Annotated in this window: 23 protein-coding genes; 2 read left to right on the forward strand and 21 right to left on the reverse strand. The window is 33.1% G+C overall.

Annotation, left to right across the window (positions count from 1 at the left end; all coding sequences use genetic code 11):
- Positions 1 to 95 precede the first annotated feature (95 nt).
- The 21 genes from LBQ60_00065 to LBQ60_00165 form a co-directional block, all read right to left on the reverse strand.
- Positions 96 to 1,199, reverse strand: a complete 1,104-nt coding sequence (locus LBQ60_00065; GenBank protein ID MDR2036294.1) for a DegT/DnrJ/EryC1/StrS family aminotransferase — start codon at positions 1,197 to 1,199, stop codon at positions 96 to 98.
- Positions 1,196 to 1,618 (reverse strand): FdtA/QdtA family cupin domain-containing protein, encoded by a 423-nt coding sequence (locus LBQ60_00070; protein MDR2036295.1) that lies wholly within the window; start codon positions 1,616 to 1,618, stop codon positions 1,196 to 1,198. Before LBQ60_00070 ends, LBQ60_00065 begins: the two co-directional genes overlap by 4 nt.
- Complete coding sequence (locus LBQ60_00075) at positions 1,611 to 2,021, reverse strand: FdtA/QdtA family cupin domain-containing protein (GenBank protein MDR2036296.1); 411 nt, start codon at positions 2,019 to 2,021, stop codon at positions 1,611 to 1,613. The genes LBQ60_00070 and LBQ60_00075 overlap by 8 nt, the downstream gene beginning before the upstream one ends.
- Complete coding sequence (locus tag LBQ60_00080) at positions 2,002 to 2,802, reverse strand: methyltransferase, TIGR04325 family (protein ID MDR2036297.1); 801 nt, start codon at positions 2,800 to 2,802, stop codon at positions 2,002 to 2,004. The genes LBQ60_00075 and LBQ60_00080 overlap by 20 nt, the downstream gene beginning before the upstream one ends.
- Positions 2,799 to 3,989 carry a glycosyltransferase family 4 protein gene (locus LBQ60_00085; protein MDR2036298.1) on the reverse strand — a complete coding sequence of 397 codons (1,191 nt, stop codon included), beginning with the start codon at positions 3,987 to 3,989 and terminating at the stop codon, positions 2,799 to 2,801. The genes LBQ60_00080 and LBQ60_00085 overlap by 4 nt, the downstream gene beginning before the upstream one ends.
- Complete coding sequence (locus tag LBQ60_00090) at positions 3,986 to 4,897, reverse strand: O-antigen ligase family protein (protein MDR2036299.1); 912 nt, start codon at positions 4,895 to 4,897, stop codon at positions 3,986 to 3,988. Before LBQ60_00090 ends, LBQ60_00085 begins: the two co-directional genes overlap by 4 nt.
- A gap of 415 nt (positions 4,898 to 5,312) precedes the next feature.
- Complete coding sequence (locus tag LBQ60_00095; GenBank protein ID MDR2036300.1) at positions 5,313 to 6,656, reverse strand: polysaccharide deacetylase family protein; 1,344 nt, start codon at positions 6,654 to 6,656, stop codon at positions 5,313 to 5,315.
- Entirely contained in the window at positions 6,646 to 7,287 is a 642-nt protein-coding gene (locus LBQ60_00100; GenBank protein MDR2036301.1) for an MBL fold metallo-hydrolase, read from the reverse strand. The genes LBQ60_00095 and LBQ60_00100 overlap by 11 nt, the downstream gene beginning before the upstream one ends.
- 4 nt (positions 7,288 to 7,291) lie before the next feature.
- Complete coding sequence (locus tag LBQ60_00105) at positions 7,292 to 8,047, reverse strand: SDR family oxidoreductase (protein ID MDR2036302.1); 756 nt, start codon at positions 8,045 to 8,047, stop codon at positions 7,292 to 7,294.
- 18 nt (positions 8,048 to 8,065) lie between these two features.
- Entirely contained in the window at positions 8,066 to 8,827 is a 762-nt protein-coding gene (locus LBQ60_00110) for an SDR family oxidoreductase (GenBank protein ID MDR2036303.1), read from the reverse strand.
- A 12-nt stretch (positions 8,828 to 8,839) separates the two neighbouring features.
- The gene (locus tag LBQ60_00115) at positions 8,840 to 9,055 is read right to left on the reverse strand and encodes a phosphopantetheine-binding protein (protein MDR2036304.1); all 216 of its coding nucleotides are present in this window, start codon (positions 9,053 to 9,055) and stop codon (positions 8,840 to 8,842) included.
- A 5-nt stretch (positions 9,056 to 9,060) separates the two neighbouring features.
- Positions 9,061 to 10,125: a ketoacyl-ACP synthase III gene (locus tag LBQ60_00120; GenBank protein MDR2036305.1), complete on the reverse strand. Its 1,065-nt coding sequence runs from the start codon at positions 10,123 to 10,125 to the stop codon at positions 9,061 to 9,063.
- Between the two features lie 2 nt (positions 10,126 to 10,127).
- Positions 10,128 to 10,358, reverse strand: a complete 231-nt coding sequence (locus tag LBQ60_00125; GenBank protein ID MDR2036306.1) for a phosphopantetheine-binding protein — start codon at positions 10,356 to 10,358, stop codon at positions 10,128 to 10,130.
- A gap of 8 nt (positions 10,359 to 10,366) precedes the next feature.
- The gene (locus LBQ60_00130) at positions 10,367 to 11,155 is read right to left on the reverse strand and encodes a GNAT family N-acetyltransferase (GenBank protein ID MDR2036307.1); all 789 of its coding nucleotides are present in this window, start codon (positions 11,153 to 11,155) and stop codon (positions 10,367 to 10,369) included.
- A 5-nt stretch (positions 11,156 to 11,160) separates the two neighbouring features.
- A complete protein-coding gene (locus LBQ60_00135) occupies positions 11,161 to 12,687 on the reverse strand; it encodes an AMP-binding protein (protein MDR2036308.1) in 1,527 nt (508 codons plus the stop codon).
- A gap of 6 nt (positions 12,688 to 12,693) precedes the next feature.
- The gene (locus tag LBQ60_00140) at positions 12,694 to 13,614 is read right to left on the reverse strand and encodes an AAC(3) family N-acetyltransferase (GenBank protein MDR2036309.1); all 921 of its coding nucleotides are present in this window, start codon (positions 13,612 to 13,614) and stop codon (positions 12,694 to 12,696) included.
- 3 nt (positions 13,615 to 13,617) lie between these two features.
- A complete protein-coding gene (locus LBQ60_00145; GenBank protein ID MDR2036310.1) occupies positions 13,618 to 14,916 on the reverse strand; it encodes an oligosaccharide flippase family protein in 1,299 nt (432 codons plus the stop codon).
- 54 nt (positions 14,917 to 14,970) lie between these two features.
- A complete protein-coding gene (locus tag LBQ60_00150) occupies positions 14,971 to 15,930 on the reverse strand; it encodes a Gfo/Idh/MocA family oxidoreductase (protein MDR2036311.1) in 960 nt (319 codons plus the stop codon).
- A gap of 6 nt (positions 15,931 to 15,936) precedes the next feature.
- A complete protein-coding gene (locus LBQ60_00155) occupies positions 15,937 to 17,235 on the reverse strand; it encodes a nucleotide sugar dehydrogenase (GenBank protein MDR2036312.1) in 1,299 nt (432 codons plus the stop codon).
- 20 nt (positions 17,236 to 17,255) lie between these two features.
- A complete protein-coding gene (locus LBQ60_00160; GenBank protein ID MDR2036313.1) occupies positions 17,256 to 17,825 on the reverse strand; it encodes an N-acetyltransferase in 570 nt (189 codons plus the stop codon).
- 8 nt (positions 17,826 to 17,833) lie between these two features.
- Positions 17,834 to 18,958 (reverse strand): DegT/DnrJ/EryC1/StrS family aminotransferase, encoded by a 1,125-nt coding sequence (locus LBQ60_00165; protein MDR2036314.1) that lies wholly within the window; start codon positions 18,956 to 18,958, stop codon positions 17,834 to 17,836.
- Between the two features lie 196 nt (positions 18,959 to 19,154).
- Here LBQ60_00165 and LBQ60_00170 point away from each other — a divergent pair, with 196 nt between their 5' ends.
- Together LBQ60_00170 and LBQ60_00175 are read left to right on the forward strand one after the other, a co-directional pair.
- Positions 19,155 to 19,826 (forward strand): phosphatase PAP2 family protein, encoded by a 672-nt coding sequence (locus LBQ60_00170; GenBank protein ID MDR2036315.1) that lies wholly within the window; start codon positions 19,155 to 19,157, stop codon positions 19,824 to 19,826.
- Positions 19,823 to 20,956, forward strand: a complete 1,134-nt coding sequence (locus LBQ60_00175; protein ID MDR2036316.1) for a Gfo/Idh/MocA family oxidoreductase — start codon at positions 19,823 to 19,825, stop codon at positions 20,954 to 20,956. Before LBQ60_00170 ends, LBQ60_00175 begins: the two co-directional genes overlap by 4 nt.
- The last annotated feature ends 173 nt before the right edge of the window (positions 20,957 to 21,129 follow it).

A 21,129-nucleotide genomic window follows, 5' to 3' on the forward strand; every position in this document is an offset into this window, starting at 1 on the left:
ACACACTAAAAAGAGAGTCATAAAGAACTAAACCTTTAGGTAAATAATATGAATCGAAAAGTGTACAAAAATTATATGTTGAATGTTCCATGCTTTTATGCTCTCCATTCATTTATTAATTCAACCACTTTTTCCACTTCATCTAAAGCAATAACAGGACTCATTGGTAAACTCAATTCCTGATTGTGGATCAATTCGGTTATCGGAAAAGATTTATAATTATATTCTTTATAGCATCGTTGTTTGTGAGGTGGAATAGGATAATGAACGACTGTATGTACATCATTTTCATACAAATAACCTTGCAGTTCATTTCTTTTTTTTGTCCTGACAGTAAATATATGAAACACATGAGTATCCCAATCCATTACTTTAGGCATAATTATCTCCGGATGCTTAATGTGATCAATATAATAACGAGCTACATTTTTTCGATGATTATTATCTTCGTCTATGTATTTAAGTTTAATGTTTAAAACAGCAGCCTGTATTTCATCCAATCGGCTATTTAATCCCTGATAGTCAAATATATATTTTTTTTCAGAACCATAGTTCGCTAACGTTCGTATCAAATCGGCAACTTTTTTATCATTGGTTGTAATAGCACCAGCATCCCCAAAGGCTCCCATATTTTTTGTGGGGTAAAAGCTATGCGCAGCAGCGTCTCCAAGAGATCCGGTCATTTTTCCTCTATATTTACATCCGTGTGCCTGTGCATTATCCTCCATAAGCTTTAATTTATATTTTTTGCATATAGAAGCTATTTTTTCTGTATATGCACATTGTCCATATAAATGCACGATCATTATTCCTTTAGTCCTATTTGTTATAAAACCCTCAATTTTTTCAGGATCAATCTGATATGTATTGATGTCCGGTTCAACCAGTATTGGAACTAAATTATTTTCAGAAATAGCCAAAATTGTGGCTATATATGTATTAGCGGGAACTATTATTTCATCACCATAATGCATTATTCCAAGCTCTATATAAGCCCGCATGATTAACTTCAACGCATCTAATCCGTTAGCAACCCCTACACAATGCTCTGTTCCAATGAATTGAGCATATTTTTTTTCAAATTCGGCATTTTCATGTCCTTGCAGATACCAACCTGATTCAATGACTCGGCAAACAGCTTGTTTATACTCGTCAAGATGTAAGTTTGTAACAGCCTGAAGATCTATATTTTTAATCATTGTTTAATGTATTTCAAATATTTTTCATATTCCCTGATATAATCGGCTTCATCGTATTTATGTGATGCAAGTACCAAGCAAATGGATCCGGATGAAAAACCTCTTTCTGCAGCCCAAATACCGGGAGGAATATGTAATCCATAATAAGGACGGTTCAACAAAATTGTCCTTTTATTAGAACCATCGTTGAGTTCAACTTCGAAACTTCCGCTTGCAGCGACTAACAACTGATGACATTCTTTATGTGCATGAGCTCCTCTATCCTCACCTCCGGGAATATCGTAAAGATAAAAAACTCGTTTTATAGCAAAGGGTATATCAACAGAACTATGTATAGGAGTTATATTTCCACAAGCTCGTTCTACAATGCGGGGTAGTTCAATAACAGAACATTCAAATATACTAACTTTCTTAACCATAATTTACAAATTCCAAAAATTTCGTATAATCTCTAATATAATCGTCTTCATTATATACAGTTGAAGCCAATACCAAACAAAGCGAATTAGTTGAAAAATTATCTAATTTACGCCATAATCCTTTTGGAACATGCACAGCATGATATGAGCGATTGAGACTTATCTTCGTTTGTTCATACCCATCATCTATATTAAGATCAAAACTTCCTGAAATAGCAATAAATACTTCTTCCAATTCCTTGTATGCATGTCCACCCCTTGATTCACCGCCAGGAACATCATAAATGAAATATACTCTTTTTATTTCGAACGGTATATGATTATGCTCTTCAACAAAAGTTAGATTTCCCCTATCATCCATTATTTTGGGGAGATTAAACAATTTAACCTGTGACAATATCATTTTCATTTTCTTTCAGTTTAAATAAACATCCTTTATATTCTGAAGGTAGATTTAATTGATACTTATCTTTAAAGTAATAAACTGGCTCATATCCATATTGGTTGAAAAAATTCATGAATTTATGTTCACTAAAAATCCAACATGGATAGCTTGCATTATAATAATTTTTGGGAACTTTTTGAATAGTGATCCTGTCAGACTGACTTTTCGTGAAACCAGTACGAGTTATGACGATGTATTTAAATTTCTTTCCAAGAACATCGGATAATAAATCATAAGGACTTTCCAAATATTGTAATACGGAACCGAACAATACACCTTGAATTTCTTCTGTATTTTGAGAAATACAGTCATCAACCGACATGTGAAATTTCAAAATATCAGTTTCAAATTTTTTTTTCCCATATTCGACGAAATGAGGTTGTTCCACTACATTCCATCGGATTCTCTCTAACTGGTCAAAAAATATTTTATTTTGGTAATACGCAGTACCCAGAGCACCACCAAAGTCAATAATATTCAGTTTACCTTTGTTTTGAGCTGCTATCCACATCAAAGAAAGTAACAACTCCCAAGGATATTGTTTTGCCTGTTTATTTGATGCATTCTTTAATTCTAACAGGGTTCTTTCGGCTTTTATGAGAATATTTTCCGCATCGTAACCGGTTGTGAGCCTACTTGCTTCGTCCCACGTTTTATAGTTTCCATACCAGCCACTGCCTCGAAAAAAGACAAATAACCTGGATGGTATATGATGAATAATGTGATATTTCATACTCATATTACTGTATTTTTATCAAATTTTAATGTTCGTTGTACTATTTTATCATAACTAAGAAATTCCTCAGAAGTTTTTAACGCCCCTGCTTTCATTTTATTTAATAAATTTGGAGTATCAATTAATACTCTTATTTTCTCAGCTATATTTTCTGCATTAATTTCATCTTCCTTTAAAATCATCATATTATTATTTTTGTTTAGATACGCTACCGGTTGATCTTTTAACTGTCCCACAATCAACGGTAATCCCATTCCAATTACTTGTTGCCATAAAATAGATTGACTTGCAGGAAAAACAGCAAAGTCAGAGGCATCCATATAGTCATACACTTCTTTACCACTTAACCATCCAGTAAAATAGATTTGGTTAAATCCTTGACTCATTTTTTCTAACTTAATCTTATAGGTACTATCCTTACCTTGAGGTTCTCCTACTACGATTAAATGGAGACGAGGATCTGACAGCATAATAAATGCTTCGATCAAAAAATGAGTCCTTTTCACTATATCTAATTTTCCACCAGTAAAAATCACAAAATCGCCATATGGAATATTGAGTTTTTCTCTGATTATATGACCATTATGCGCCATTTTAACTTCATTAACCATGTCAATATCGGCTCCTAATGGTAATACCTCCATTCGATCGTAGGGAACTTTATATACATCATGTAAAAAAGTCAAGCTAGCTGGTACAACCGGATAGATTTGGTCGATATATTTAATAACGCTATGAAGAAATATTTTTCTTATAATTTTATGCAAAATATTTAAAGAAATCCAATTGTTTGCAGAATTACTATAATCAGCATGATAATCCATAATAATCTTAGTATTAGGATTTTTCTTTTTATATTTTATCGCTTCTCTCAAATTCAGATGTATGCTATGTGCAAAAATAATATCTGGTTTTTCAATATTCAATATCTTAGTAACACCTCCGAACTTACGAAGTTTATTAAAAACATTAAACAAATAGGGAAGTTTTATTATTTTCACGCCATCGATAATCTTTTCATTTTTAACAACGTTTCCGTTATATTTATCAGACATATAATCAAATACAGATTCAAATGTTGAAGCGATAATTGTAACATCATGACCATGTTTTTTATAATACTTTGATAGGAAATTTTCCTGATATTGTAAGGTATGATTATAAAAATCACATAACATTAGAATTTTCATAGAATAGTATGAGAAATTTTATTTGAAAACAAAGGTTCTGAAAAATCGCAATTATTTTTTAACGAAAACATAGTGGCACTCAATATCCATAGTTCAAAATTATTGAATAGACTACCAGTAACTTGAGCCATCCAGAAAAAAAATACTAATAAACAGAAAAAAAATAAATAGTATGCAGATTCCCTTCTTAAAGAAGATATTTTTTTATATAAATTATACATAATTATAATAAAAAAGAATAGGCCCAAAAGTCCTAACGCCATCATTATTTCTAAAAAAATATTGTGAGGATAAGCCCCTCCACTATACTTAGATTCAGTTACAAATCTTTTACCTATAATAGGAGATGATTTAAACATCTCAAAAGCTTCTGAATATAAATCAACTCTGGTCTCTTTTTTACCTGTCTGTGAATTTTCTTTCATTAATTTGAACCGATTAAAAATGCCTATTTCGATATTATTCACAGATATATATGATAAAACTAAAGTCCCGGAAATAAATATAATAAATAAAATGGTGAGAATTTTATTATAAAAATTGAATGTCTTTTTTGAATCCGAATAAGTAATAAAGGCGATTACCATAGTCGTTAAAATTGTTGATAATATAGGTCCTCTGGAGGTACTGATTATCAGATTAAATAATCCTATTATCAAAAAAAACCAAGCAGCATTGATTATCAGTCGAGGGAATAGATGTTTGTATTTTACCAATACACAAAAACATGATAAAAAAAGACATCCTCCATATATGCCAAAACTAATTGGGTTAAGTATATCCAGATCTTTATATAAAAGACCCGCTCTCCTGATAAAAAAGCCTGAAGAGAATGACCAATTGTTCTGATAGAAATAACATAGTAATATTAAAATATTAACAATAATCAGCAAATAAAAACAACGCATTATTGTTTTTTTTACATCCGAAAATTTAAAAGCTATAAGTATTCCAATTACAGGGATTAAAATGGAACCCAAGTAATAGGAATAAACATTTAACAGTCCGTAATATACATTAACCTTTACAATTAAAGTATCCCAGATTATTCTTAACAAATAAATAAATAAAAATATTAGTAAAGGAGTTGAGGCTTTGCTTAAAGAATGAACTTTTGAAGATAACAGGATAATAATTACATATAACGATAAAAACAAACATATGCCTCTATAAATTATACTAATCGGAGTGGACGGAACATTCAATAAAACAGACAATATTGCACATATTGGATAGCCAAAACAAAGTAAAACAAATACCCATGATATAATATTACCTAAAAAAACGAATGATTTATTTTGATAGGTATCTGTATGATGGAAATTAGTTACCATTATGTTTTTTTAGAAAATTACAATACAACTTTTTAAACCATTTTCTTTTTCTTGTTACAGAATTATTATGCCACAAGATAGTAAAATTTCCACCAACTATTTTACATCTTTGATATAACTTTACAATCTGTCTATGGGCTTCTTTGATTGTATATTTCTTGTACCCAAATAAAGTCATATCCATTACAATAAGCGGACGTTCTTTAATCGTAAATTGTACATCATTTTTCAAATCATATGGATGAAAGTCATAACATGTTCCACATCGAAACCCTTCCCTATCTGCATATCCAAGAGTAGAATCATATAATATTCCTGCTTTTTCTAAATTCCTGAATGTAGAATGAATATCAAAACGTAAATAATGCTGTCTCGCATATATAATAGATTTATTAGATGCTAACTCTATCTTTTGTTTCTCCAATGAATACAAGTTTTCATCAGTTAAAGTTTCAAAACTTGCATGATATCCAATAATCATATTTATTTTATCGATCTGAAGAAAAACATCTCGAACCTGTGATTGATTTGGATCATATCCGCAATCATATTTATTAGGTACTGCACCCATAAAATAAAATTCAGATATAAGATTGTATTGATGAGATATGTTAAGCAATTCATTAATAGCTGTAATATATGGGTCATTTGCTGGTCTATTAAAAGATCGAATATATTGAATAACAGATCTAAAAAAAACAAAAATATTTTTAGACAAATAGATATCTCCAAGAAGGGTTCTTATTGATTTTTTAAAACTGGAAAATCTTCTTACCTCATCAATATCATGAGATGGTATTATTGTACACTTCGGAATAACAAAAGTATTTTCCGGAAATAATATTTTTAGATATTTTTGTAGTATTAAAGCATATTCGTCTACAATAGGATAATCGATGAAATTATATTTTGTTGCAATGCTATGTTTGCTTTCAAACCTGCCATATACATCCCGGTCTTGAATAAATGCTTCCTCACAACGTGAAAGCATAATAAATGATAGGGGTATAATATCTGCATATATAAATAATTCATTACCTATTACTTCTGCAAAAGAAAAACCATCTTCGAGAGGAATTGGGATCATCCCCATACCATCAATAGTTGCAATTTTATTAAGCTTAAGCCCCCCAGTTATAAGAGACAAAATATCAGAACAATGTGAGATTTGAAATATTATTTTTTTTGTCCCAATGAGCGCTGATGCCTTTTTTCTATCTTCTGCGACTTCAATTAATACTTGATCCTGAAATTCAGGGCATGCAATCATTAATAAATGCTTAATTGTATATTTTATGGCATTTACAGTTAAATAGATATTTTCATTTTCCATTCACAAAAAAATTAATATCAATATCTTTTAGTAAAAAGGGATTTCCATGTCCACTATATACAATAATATTTTTATTATAAAATTTTGAAAAAACAAGATCCAAACTGTTTTTCAATTGATTTTTATTCCCCCCGGGTAATTTCGTGACTGTTTGGAAATCTTTTATTAAAAGATCTCCACAAAATAAATTATTATAAAAATAAAAAGAAATACTACCATCAGTATGTCCGGGTGTATTAAAAAAATCAATCATTACCCCATTCCACAATAATTCATTATTAATGGACTCTATAGTTATATCTGCAGGACAGCATTTAAATCCGGATTGATTATAAAAAGCAGATAAATTTTTCTTTGCATCAATCATATGTTCACTACAAATTGCAGATGAAATAACTTTGCATGGAAACAAATTTTTGAGTTGATTTACCCCCCATATATGATCAAAATGCTCATGTGTAAGTATAATATATTCCGGAGATATTTTTCTATCTTTGATGAACTTTAAAAGTTCATTGCAATATTCTGCTCCCGGATCTACAATAATACAATTAGCATTATTTTGAATATATAGAATAAAACAATTCGAATCAACAGGCGAATTTATAATTTGTTTTACCTCAATTTTCATCAGATCAGGCAGTAACGTTTATAGTCCTTCCTCCATCTACTGTTATTTGCTGACCCGTTATCCACCGGGATTTTTCAGATAAAAGAAATACAACAGCTTCAGCAATATCCTCCGGAAAACCAAGTCCCAAAGGGTAAGTAGCTTCCATTCTTTTCAAAACTTCTTCATTCTCATAAATACTTTCTGTCATTTCTGTTTTTACTCCGCCGGGAAGAACAGAATTAACTCTGACATGAGGAGCTAACTCAACAGCCAAACAACGCATAAGTGAATCCAAAGCACCCTTAGATGCTCCATAAACACTAAGCGCCTTTGCACCCATGTTACTTATATTACTTGATATAAATACAATATTCTTCATAGCCAGGTTATTTATTTTCCTTTGCATCAGGGTTTTTATTATAATAACTGCCGATATGAAATTCGTATTTAATGTATTTGAGATATTATCAATTGTCACCATTTTTAACGGAAGCATTTTCATATAACCGGCACAATGGACAAAATGGCTTATTCTGATCTGATTTTTTTCTATAAATTCAGATAAGGTTGATGCTATGTCGTTGATATTGTTTAAATCAAATGTCCAGATTAAGATTTTCCTTTCTTTTCCACACATTTTTTCCGTAGATTCTAATCGTTCTTCGTTTCTTCCGTTCAGAATAATATTATATTCTTTTGACAAAATAGATGCCATAACCTTTCCTATTCCGGAAGAAGCTCCGGTTAACAATAAATAAGAATCCCTTTCATCTTCCATAATGATATGTTCTAATTATTATTGTGCTGTAAATCCACCATCGATATTAAAAACAGCTCCAGTAACCCATTTACTGGCATCCGATAATAAATACGATATCGCATAAGCGATATCTTCCGGATCGCCAAGTCCTAAAGGATGTAATTTTTCCAAAATATCTGAATGGCTTTCATCAAACATTGGATTAATATCATCCGACATTTTTGTTTTAATAAATCCCGGAGCGACACAATTGACACGTATCCCTTTTGATGCAAGCTCCATCGATAGAGATTTAGTAATACCAATGATCGCTGATTTACTCATCGCATACCCTACATTTGCAGCAGAACCAACAATACCATATACTGATGAAACCAGAACAATGGAAGCCGTTCCTCCTGCATATACATTTCTGTTTATAAAAGTTTTAGCTAATTCGATTGCCGAATATGTATTCAGATTATAGATTTCCTGACATTTTCTTTCATTAATTGACTTAAGAGGTGCAATATATGGCTTTCCTGCAAGATGAACCAATCCATTGAGTTTTCCAAAATCACATACTTTAGTAAGTACTTTATCTTTAATTTCAGAAGGAATACTTAAATCAACGATCAAATAATCATCGGTTGATGCACAAGCTTGTAGCGTTTCTTTTAGTCCATTTTCATTTATATCAACTAAAAGAAGCTTAGCTCCCATTTGAGACAAAAAAAGACTTGTTGCTCTCCCGATTCCAGATGCAGCTCCTGTTATCAAAAATGTTTTCTCCCTAAGAGAGAATGGATTTATATCCATCGTTTTATCAAATTACTTTTTACTAATTATCAGTTTCTTTAAATTACCAATTGTTTTTGCATCATTAATTTCAGCAGCAGAAAGAGTAACACTATAATTTTCATCTGCTAATGCAATAATTGAAAGAATTGTTAACGAATCCCAACAATCAAAGCCAGATAATTCATCATCTAATTCTACGGTATCAACTTCAAGAACTTCTGCCATATCTTTTTCAAAATTTTCCATAATGATTAATAATAAATGATTTCATTAAATTTTAAATTATTCATATCAAGTAAAAGCGATCCCCAGGTCAATCCGACACCAAATCCGGCTAAACATAATTTAAAGTTATGTTTGGTCAGGTTTTCTCCCAAGTTATAACTAATATTTAGCGGAATTGTAACACCGCTCGAATTTCCAAAATTTTCTACGATATTACTGGGAATTTTATCACGAGAGACACCTATCTTATCTGCTAATTTCTGCAGCATAAACCGATTAGGTTGATGAAACATGTAATAATCAATATCGTCCCTAGTCACATTTGCTTGAACAAGAAGTGACTCAATCATCGGAGGTACTTCTTTCTGGACAAAATTAAATACTTCATCTCCTTTCATTACCAGATGATCTTTACTTCTAAGGTTACCATTAATATCTTCTTCCAGAATCGCTGTTTTCGGAGATGATGGCAGTCGCGCACCTCCAGCAGGGATATTAAGAGCCATTGCACCTGCACCATTCATTTTTATATTTCCAAAAATAATATTCTCGTCATCAGAAATTTCAACAATAGTAATTGCTGCTGCATCACCGATTAACGGATTACTATTTCTATCCTTTTTCGATACCTTAGGACTTAACACATCAGCATTAAGCAGTACAACCTTTTTAATGGCTTCCAAATCCAATAACATAAAAGCTTGTATAAGGCCGAGAATATATCCTGCACACCCTTGGTTTATATCCAGACATATCATATCTTCCTTCAGTCCAAAATATCCTTGTATCAAATTACTGGTAGGGGGCATTATATAATCCCCTGATTGAGTAACCAACACAAGCGCATCAATATCTTCCTTTTCCAATTTTCCAACTTCAAAAAGATACGATAATCCATGTATGCAGAGATCAGAAGAACAGACTCCTTCTTCTACAATTCGTTTCTTATTATATCCCATAGCCATTTTTAATTTTAAGGATTTCGCAGTGGAAAAATTATAATTTCCCATTTCATCCTCAAAATAGACTTCCCTATCAGGGAGAATAGATAAGATTCCGGTTATTTTCTTATTTTGAAATTTAAAATCCATAATTATATAACACCCTTTTTTCTTAATAAAGTAGCGATACTTTCAATAGAAGAAAAATTATCAGGGATAATATCTATTCCATCAATAGAAATATCAAATGTTGTATCTAAGGAATTGACCAAATTTACAATATCAAATGAGTCCAACATTCCTTCTTCTATAAAATTAACATCTTCAGTAAAATCAAATTCTGGGCGAAGATCGGTTAAAATTGTTATTATTTTCTCTATCATATGATTAATTACATTATAAGTATTTCATCCATAATATTTTCAAATCGAAAGCCATAGTGTATATATCGCTTAATGGCATTTTCATTATCCTTTAAAACCCAAAATAATTGCCGTTTCGAATTATTTCCTTTAAAAAAGAATTTTCTTAACAAAAGAGATCCAATTTTAATACCTCGACATTCTTTTGCTACAAACCAATAACGCAGATATTGAGTAGCACCTGATATTTCATATGCGAGAAAACCTGCAATTCTATTGTTTTTCTTATATAGCAATAATGTCTTGTCTTCAATCCAATTATCAATCTCTTCTATGAATGGGATTTGCTCTGCCCTTTTATCAAAATTGTCATATAATAAAGATAATATGTCTTCAGCATCCGTTTTTTGTGCTTCAATAATTTCATCACCAATGAATGAAGCTTCAAGGACTGTTTTTCTACTCATCCTTATTAAAGATTTGTACGGAGAAAACCCATATTCTAAAAAAGGTATTTTCAATCTTTCAATTGTTTCTTTATCTCCTCCCAAAATATCAATTGAATAACTACATTTATCTAAATACTTTACATCTCTAGATAAATCTTCTATAGAACCTGAGCAAAAGAAAAGGTGATAAAAGTCATCATTTTGTTTTAACAAAAAAAGTGTGTTTCCAAATGTTACTAATTTCAGCACTCTTTTTTCCACCCATAAATTGTGCTTTTTCATGTCAAGGAAAAAATTAGTGATAAAACCTTTAGATTTTACACCAGCGACAGCTTCTTGAATTTGATATATGTTTTCAACTAAAACCATATAAATTATCCATTCACTATTTTAGTCAAAGATAGTCTATCTATTTTTCCATTCGTATTTCTGGGTAATTCATCCATTTTTAAATAAATGGTAGGAAGCATATATTTGGGTAAAACTGTAGTAATTTGCTTCCTGAACTCCGCTATAGATATTTCTTTTTCGGATTCATAAAAAAGAGTAATTTCTTTTTTTGCATAATTATATATTACACATCCATTTTTTGCTAACTTTAGTGTATTTACTATAACATGTTCAATTTCGCCCAACTCTATTCTATACCCTAAATGCTTGATTAAACTATCCTTACGACCTTTAAAAATTATTTCACCTCTATTATTAGTACTTACAATATCACCAGTTCTATAAATTATTTCAGGATATGATCTATTCACTGGGTTCTGGACAAATGCAACTTTTGTTTTTTCAGGATTATTATAATATCCCATTGCAAGAGAAGTTCCCCTGACACACAATTCCCCTTCCTCCCCTTGAGATGCTAATTCTTCTTTTTCATTTAAAATAAGGATATCTGTATTTCTACATGGAAATCCAATAGGAATAGGTTCATCATCATTTATTTCCCTATTTGCAATAAAAAAAGTACAATCCAGTGTAATTTCTATTGGCCCATATAAATTAGTAAACTGGACATTTGACAATTGTTTTTTCCAATAATTAAATTGCTTAGTAGGAAATACTTCACCAGCAAACCATACTTTTTTTAAATCAGGCAACTGAATTTTCGATAACAGATCCATGTTGGCAATATTTACCATGATAGTAGGTACCCAAAATAAAAAAGTAACCTTTTTTTCCTTTAATAAATCCAATATTTTTATAGGAAAAGCAGCAAAAGAATCAGGGATCAAAACAATTGTACTCCCTTTTGCCATTAACATACAAAGTTCAAAACTATAAATATCAAAAACCAAGGGAGAAAGAGAACCCATAATTTCATTATCGGAAAATTGAAATGTATCTTTTGCCCATTCTGTAAAATCAATAAAGCTTTTATGATTAAGTAGCACTCCTTTAGGAACACCTGTTGATCCAGAAGTATTTATGATACAATAAGGATCTGTATCTATTACAGAATCTCGTTTTATTTTTAAACGTTCATTTTTTGAATAAGAGTCATTATCAATATCATCAATATTGATGATATTGATGTTAGTGTTTATTCTTCTTAACTTTTCAATATTAAAAGAATTTGTAATTATTGCAGCAGGTTGAATTAGTTCTAGTATATTATTGATCCGGATTTCCGGAGATTTTATATCTATATTCATATAAAAATTTGCACTATAGGTAATTGCAATATCAGCAACGACACTATCTACACTTTTAGGTAGGTAAACCGCAATAGGTTTATTGATTATATTTGAAAAAAAAGTATCTAAATGTAAAGCTAATGCTAAAGATCTTTTTTGTAGAGATAAAAAACTAACATTAAATTCACCATCTATAACGGCAATTTTAGATGGTTGCTTTTTAACCGTTTCTTCAAAATATTCAATTATATTTATTTGCATTTGGAATTAATTGTTTTTCGTGAAATATTTCTTTAAAGGAACAGGTCGCAAATATACAACAATACCTCTTCTTCCAAGCTCAATAGTTTTATGTATAAAATATTTTGCATCATACACATTAACTGTCAAATTAGAAATTCGTTTTCTTATATATTTAGATTTATCAAAATATTTGCTGATCATCTTATTATGAGAACGATTTGTAAAATGATAGGAAAAATTATCGGAAGAGGTTAAATATTTCTGTTCATAAATTGTATTATCTTCTAATTTTATCTTTATTATTGTTTCTTTTTGAAAAAAAAGAGCAAAATAAGGCAATTCTGTTCTTAATATACTATCAGCACAATGCATTATCGTTCCTACAAAATACTTACCTAGTCCGAATGTAAATACAAGAGCATTAAGTTCCGCCAACTTATAGTACGGTGATTTTTCATCCCAACAGCTAGTTGAAAACTGATGCTCATTTAAAAGGTAATCACTCATCGGACCTAAGGCACAAACAGAATGCCTGTTTATACTACGTTTTACATTAGGATAATTTCTGAAAGTTTCGGCAATTATTCCTGCAGCTGTGGGAGTTCCTTTGATACTAAAAACACTATCCGGTTTCCTTAATAATGGATATGCCGGCATTGCCAAAGTTCCCTCAGTTCCAATTTCTGTAAGTACTGCATTTATAAATTCATTTATTGTTCCTGTATAATTATAAAACTCATCCCATGAACTATGAATGAAAATAGTAGCTCCTTTTTTTAGTCCCATAGACTTCATTAGTTCAATTAAATCATAGGTCGAATAGGTTTGTTTATATATTTTTTGTTCAACTTTTCTTTTAACATTCGTTTTGAAGGCCTCCCAAGAACGTACTTTCGTTCTTTTTTTTATCCAATACCATATCTTATGTTGTAATTTAAAAAACATGTTTTATTTTTTTCCTTTTGCCAATCTATATGTAAGACCAATCTGAATAAGATAAGCAAGACTTCGTCCTATACAAAACAAAATCAGTGTGGCCTTAATATCGTCTAAAACCATACCTATTATTAATGATGTTAAAGTTAACAATAAAAAGAGACTCTGCCAAAATAAATCCAATTTTTGTTTTTCAGCAATAATAAAAATCCAACTCGTTGGCATACTAATAAAACTTATCATATACATCACACACAATAATCTTGCATATTCTCCTGCAACATACCATTCTGCGCCAAAAATGAACGAAAAAAGAGAGGGCGCAATAATGAATAAAATAATAAATGGGATAATCACAATCTTTAAAAGAGTAAGGGTTGTTTTTCTGTATATAGCAAGACAATTTCCTGTATTGTTATAATCATGAGTTGCTCTCTGCTTAAAAACATCTTTAAATGTATTGCCTAAAAAGCTAAGAGGAACACCTAAAACTCTATCTGTTAGTGCAAACAAACCGACTTCATGAATACCAAATTCCATAGTAATAAAAAATATGGGCAACCGGCCGGCTAAAGTATTTAGAAATTGTCCTGGAATGTTATATTTTGCAAAATCCAAATATCTTCTAGAAAAATATTTCATTTTGCGTATTGTAACATATTTAAACAAATAGAGATCTTCCTTTAAAACTCTATAAATTGCCAATGATGATGAAATAAGTTGACCGATTATTTGTCCAAATATCAGACCTGAAGAGGTCTTTGTAAAACCAAACAGGAGAGATCCTCCTGTAATACCGCTTGTATTAGTGATTTTATTCTTACTTAATATAATAAAACTCTTTTTTCTTATGCACCATTCATTAAAAACCAAGTATATTGTAGCCAAAAATGCGCTCATTGGAACTAACCACAACACATTTTGAAAATCTCCTCCATTGAGGATAGAAGAAAGAAATGAAGATATGGGTTTTTCAAAAATTAGAAATAAAAAAAGTAATATAAGAGAAAAAGATAAAGCCAATATACAACTAAGAGATAAAACATTTATGGCTTCTTGATTTCTTTTTGGTAAAATAATTGCTAGTTCATATTTCCCCGAAATAAAAATCGTAATAATTGCAGTTATTGCCATAAAATTTTCATATACCCCAAATTCATCCGGTGAAAAAAGTCTGGTTAATAACGGGGCACAGAGTATAGGTATTAATTGTGCAATGGCAGTACCACTCATTAGTGTTAGCAAGTTTTTCTTAAACTCACTCCCTTGTAGCACTTTATGAAAGAATTTATTAATTATATTTTTCTCCACATTTCATTCTTCATAAAATAAAGCAAACTTTGCCCCTCTATGCATATATTATTTTTAAAACGATATCTTCTCCATCAATCTAATTCCAGAAAGTACATCCTCCTGACTCGGAAATTTCTCCCATTGTTTTTTTACAATATATTCATACATCTTATCATGTCCTTTACCATACTGGTGGTCAATGGTAAAATCCATATCCGGTTTTTCCATCTCCTCCACATCCCAAAAATCAATCCGGTTCAGATTGGTTCCGCTTAAACGAACAGTTCCTTTTTCACCAATGACTGTCAGTTCCGTCATAAAATTGGTACGATATACGCTTACCGTTGCATTTAATGCACCTATTGTTCCGCTTTCCAATTCACAGATGGCAGAAATGGTGTCATGGACTTCAAATTTACGTAAATCCCCACCTACGCCATAAGCATTTTTTATCTTTCCGAAAAGGAAATGGATCATATCCACATAATGACTGGCTTGTGTATAAAAAACACCTCCGTCATATGCTTTGGTACCATGCCAGTCGATGTTAAAATATTCATCATTCCGGTTCCAGAATATATTACATACAAACTGATAAATCTTGCCTAAACGGCCGGATTCGACCAGTTCTTTCATAAAAGCCACCAAAGGATTGTAACGATTCTGGAAGACCGGTAATAAGATTTTACCAGCTCTTTTTACTTTATCCAGCATTTCAAATACTTCCCGTGAAGTAAGGGAAATAGGTTTTTCACAAATGATATAAGGAATGTCCGTGGTCTCAGCTATTTCTATTACATGCCGGGGATGCATACCTGAAGGGGTTAATACAGCAACTATGTCAACATCTTTCAGTTGCTTATAATCTGTAACATAAGGTACGGAAAGTTGTGAAGAAACCGCTTTGGCCTTTTCTTCATTTATATCGCAAATCTGTGTAATATCGATCCCGTCAACAACCTGAACCGCTTCGATGTGTCGTTTAGATATTCTTCCGCAACCGACCAGTGCCAATCTTTTATTTTGTGTCATTCCTTTTTAAAGCTTATAAATGTTTTCTTCGTTTTGTGAATAAGCATTTTGTAAATCTACGATCATTTTAGCATGTTTACGGATCATCTCAAAATCATATGCCGAATGCTTCGTAGAGATCACTACGACATCTGCATCAGAAAGGTTTTCGGGAGATAATTCAATTGAAGAAAAAGAATTTCCTCCGCACGTCTTTATTTGTGAAATAAAAGGATCATTGTATGATACAACACCTCCTTTTTTAACCACTTCATCTATAATTTCCAATGCAGGGGACTCACGTTCATCATCAATATTCGGTTTGTAGGCTACTCCAAGGAAAAATACCTTACTCCCGTTAACAGGCTTTTTCTGTCTGTTCAACGCTGTATTTATTTTAATATACATATAATGAGGCATTCGCATATTGATATGTCCTGCCGTATGAATCATACTCAGATCAAATTCATACATTTTGGCAATATGTTCCAAATAAAAGGGATCTAAAGGAATACAATGCCCTCCAATCCCAGGACCCGGATAAAAAGCCTGAAAACCGAAAGGTTTGGTCTTGGCTGCTTCTATGACTTCCCAGATATTGATATCCATTTTTCCGGATAATAATGCCAGTTCATTAATCAAACTGATATTGATCAGCCGGTAAGTATTTTCAAGAATTTTCACCATTTCCGCTACGCGGGGAGAACTGACCGGATAGATATGATCAATGGCTTTGGAATAAATTTTCTTACCGATTTCTAATCCTTCTGAAGTCATGGCTCCCAAAACCTTAGGCGTATTTTTGGTGTGGAAATTTTTATTCCCGGGATCTACCCTTTCCGGCGAATAGGCCAGCCAGAAATCTTTACCTACTTTCATCCCTGATTCCTTTTCAATAATAGGGAGCATCACGTTTTCGGTAGTTGTCGGATAAGTGGTACTTTCCAGACAAATGAATACTTCCCGTTTCATATTTTGTCCGATGCTGATACAAGCTGATTCGATATAACTCATATCCGGCTTTCTGAACCGGTCCAATGGAGTCGGAACACAGATCAAAATAGCATCACATTGATTCAATTCGGAAAAATCAGTGGTCGCACGGAAATAGACTTTGTTGACGACTTCCTTCAATACGGCATCACGGATATCTTTTATATAATTTTCACCATGATTGACTTTATCTACCTTTGACTGAGATTTGTCAAACCCAATGACATGTACACCTGCTTCAGCAAATGCAACCGCCAAAGGTAATCCGACATACCCTAGTCCTATAACACCAATAATTTCCTGATTATTATCTATTTTCTCGTGTATATTCATTTTTCAAATTTGACGCAAATTTAATCAATCCGATGGACTTTATTATTCTCCAGTTGATATTTCTGCTTGCTTTCAGGGCAAACAGCTAATCCGTTTCCATCAAAAGCCAGGTTATAACCATATTCGCTCATCCATCCTTTATGTCTGGCCGGATTACCGACCCACAAGGAATATGGAGGTATATTTTTAGTAACAACAGCTCCTGCCCCGATAAAAGCAAATTCACCTATATCATTTCCACATACGATGGTAGCATTGGCACCAATCGTCGCACCTTTTCCCACGTGTGTCCGGGCATATTCACCCCGACGATTAATCTGACTTCGGGGATTGATCACATTGGTAAAAACACAGGATGGACCTAAGAAAACATCATCTGCACAGGTTACACCCGTATAGACAGATACATTGTTCTGTATCTTGACGTTATTTCCCAGGATAACTTCCGGTGATACTACCACATTCTGACCTATATTACAATTTTCCCCAATCTTACAACCTTTCATGATATGCGAAAAATGCCATATTTTCGTTCCTCTACCAATGGCACAATCATCGTCAATCACGGCTGTAGGATGTGCAAAGTAAATTTTATCCATTATTCAAAAAAGGACTTAATTGCTGATATGATAATTTCTTGTTCTTTTTTCGTTAGTTCGGTATGCATCGGCAAAGACAATACAGATGAGGACAATTCTTTAGAAATATGTAATGATTCGGCAGCTTTGGCTATATTTCTAAAAGCGGGTTGTTCACTCATCGGCAAAGGATAATAGATCATTGACGGGATACTTTTTTCTGCAAGGTATTGTTTTAATTTATCCCGCTTTCCGTTTTTTATTTTTAATGTATATTGATGATATACATGCGTAGAATAAGGCATTTCCTGAGGTATTTCAATACCACTAATCCCTTTTAATCCATCATGATAAATCTGTGCTGCCTGATACCTGGATTGTGCATACTCATCCAGATATTTCAGTTTCACATCAAGAATAGCAGCTTGCAAGGTATCTAAACGCGAATTACAACCCAACACTTCATGATGATATTTTACTTTTTGCCCATGCATGGTGATCATGCGGAGTTTTTCTGCTAACTCGTCATCTTCTGTCATAATAGCTCCACCATCGCCGAAACAACCTAAATTTTTAGACGGAAAAAATGAAGTACAACCAATATGTCCGATGGTACCTGTTTGTTTTTCTGATCCATCAGAAAATTGATATCTGGTTCCCAATGCCTGAGCGTTATCTTCAACTACGTATAAATTGTTTTTCAGGGCAAAATTCATGATCTCTTCCATTGGGCAACTCTGTCCGAACAGGTGTACCGGAATTATAGCCTTGGTTTTAGAAGTTAACCCTCTTTCTATATTTGCTAGGGATATATTAAACGATCGCGGATCAACATCTACCATTACCGGTATTAATTTCAGAAGTCCGATAACTTCAGCTGCAGCTACGTAGGTAAATGCCGGAACGATTACCTCGTCCCCCGGTTGCAGCCCCAACGCCATCAACGAAATTTGCAAGGCGTCCGTACCGTTCCCGCATGTTATCACATGTTTAGCTCCCGTATATTTCTCCAGATTTGCTTTGAATTTCCTTACTTGTGGTCCATTAATAAAAGCTGTATCTGTTATTACTTTTGATATAGCATCATCCACTTCTTGTTGAATCTTTCGATATTGACCCAAAAGATCACACATTTGTATTGCCATATTTGTCAAATCATTATCCTGTTTATGTCATGCTTTGTTAAGACCCCGCAAAGATAGTTAAATACGTAAAATAAAACAATCCGGATATTATTATGTTCCAGATGTCCCAAATATTTTTTAATTTTTAATCTTTCACCATTCCAATTCAATCCATTTATTTATTTTTGTAAATTGTTGAAGTAGAAACAGCCATTACATGAAAACACTTTTCCGCCAAAATATCTATTATTTCATAACCATATTCATCCTAATTATCTCAGGAGGACTTATCTTACTTTTTTCATCTAAAGAAGGCTTTTCGCTATGGGTGAATGCGCGTTATTCCGGGTTAATGGATATCGTTATATTAGGCATCAACCAGATAGGTACAGTTTGGTTCAATGCGTTAATCGTCATTCTGCTATGGTTATGGAAAGGGTGGAAAACAGCCTTACAGGGAGCTTCCTGCTTTGCAGTAACAGTTTTAGTAATTGCTTTCTTCAAATATGTGGTTTTTCCCGGCACTCCACGTCCGACGGTACTTTTCGAAGGAAGAGAAATACTCCGGCTCATTGAGGGCGTGGTCCAGTTAAAAACGGAAAGTTTTCCATCCGGACATACGGCATCAGCTTTTTCCATAGCCACAGTCCTGGCATTTTTGCTTCCCGGAAAGCAATACCACTGGCTACTTGCATTGGCAGCTGCTTTGGTAGGATATGGTAGGATTTACCTCTCACAACATTTCATCACAGATGTGTATGCAGGAATGATCATTGCCGTAATTGTTTCTACATTCATTTACTGGTGGATGGAAAGAGTTTTGCATATCAATAATCCGGTTCAGCCGGAAGTAATAACGAACAAAAATATTCATCCATCAACATCATGAATCAACATACCAGAAGAGGATTTATCAGATCGACACTTGGGGTAACTGCCGGAATACTGGCAGGCAATTCTTTATCGGGGAATGCATTTTCTCCCTTGATGATACCCCATCGCCAAAGCCAACCACGCATCCGTTTTTCCGTAATAGGACTGAACCATGGACATATTTACGGTCAGGTACAATCAGTCATCAAAGGTGGAGGGGAGCTGGTTGCATTTTATGCAAAAGAGGACGATCTGTCCCAGGCTTTTGCAAAACGTTATCCAAACGCCAAACGGGCCCGGAGTGAGGAAGAAATCCTCGAAGACAACAGCATACAGCTGATTGTGAGCGCTTCCATACCTAGTGAACGGGCTCCGCTGGGTGTGCGGGTAATGGAACATGGAAAAGATTTTATGGTGGATAAACCGGGAATCACGTCCTTATCCCAACTAAAAGAAGTGCGTAAGGTACAAAAGAAAACCGGACGCATATATTCCATTTTATATTCCGAACGGTTCGAAAATAAAGCAACCGTGAAAGCGGGTGAGCTGGTGAAGGCCGGAGCTATTGGAAAAGTGATCCAGACCATTGGTCTGGGACCCCACCGGATAAGTATCAAATCAAGGCCGGAATGGTTTTTTGATAAAAAATACTTTGGTGGGATCATCTGTGATATCGGCAGCCATCAGTTTGACCAGTTTTTGTTTTTTACAGGTTCTACCGAAGCAAAAATCCTGGCATCGCAGATAGGAAATGTACACTATCCGCAATATCCTGAATTTGAGGATTTCGGAGATGCAATGGTACAGGGAAATCATGGAAGCGGCTATATCCGTGTCGATTGGTTTACTCCTGACGGGCTAAAAACATGGGGAGACGGACGGTTGACCATCCTCGGGACAGACGGTTATATAGAAATCAGAAAAAACATTGATATTGACGGAAAGAATGGTGGCAATCATTTATTTCTGGTCGATCACAAAGAGACCCGGCACATCGATTGCGGAAATGTGGACCTGCCCTACGGCAAGCAATTGGTGGATGATATTGTTAACCGGACAGAAACAGCCATGACTCAGGAACATTGTTTTCTGGCTACGGAGTTAACCTTGCAGGCACAGAAGAATGCAGTAAAGATGAAAAAGTAGAAAGTCAAAAGTTTATAAAGTTGGAAAGTTAAAAGTTTATAAAGTCATAAAGTAGGAATGTTGAATGTTGAATGATGAATAAGAAATGGAAAAAGATATCCGAACCCACTTTCGGACTTTTTGACTTCTGGTATAGAACAATGAACTGAAAAAATCATAATTCGTAATTCATC

This window comes from Bacteroidales bacterium (genome assembly GCA_031275285.1).
GTDB lineage: Bacteria > Bacteroidota > Bacteroidia > Bacteroidales > UBA4181 > JAIRLS01.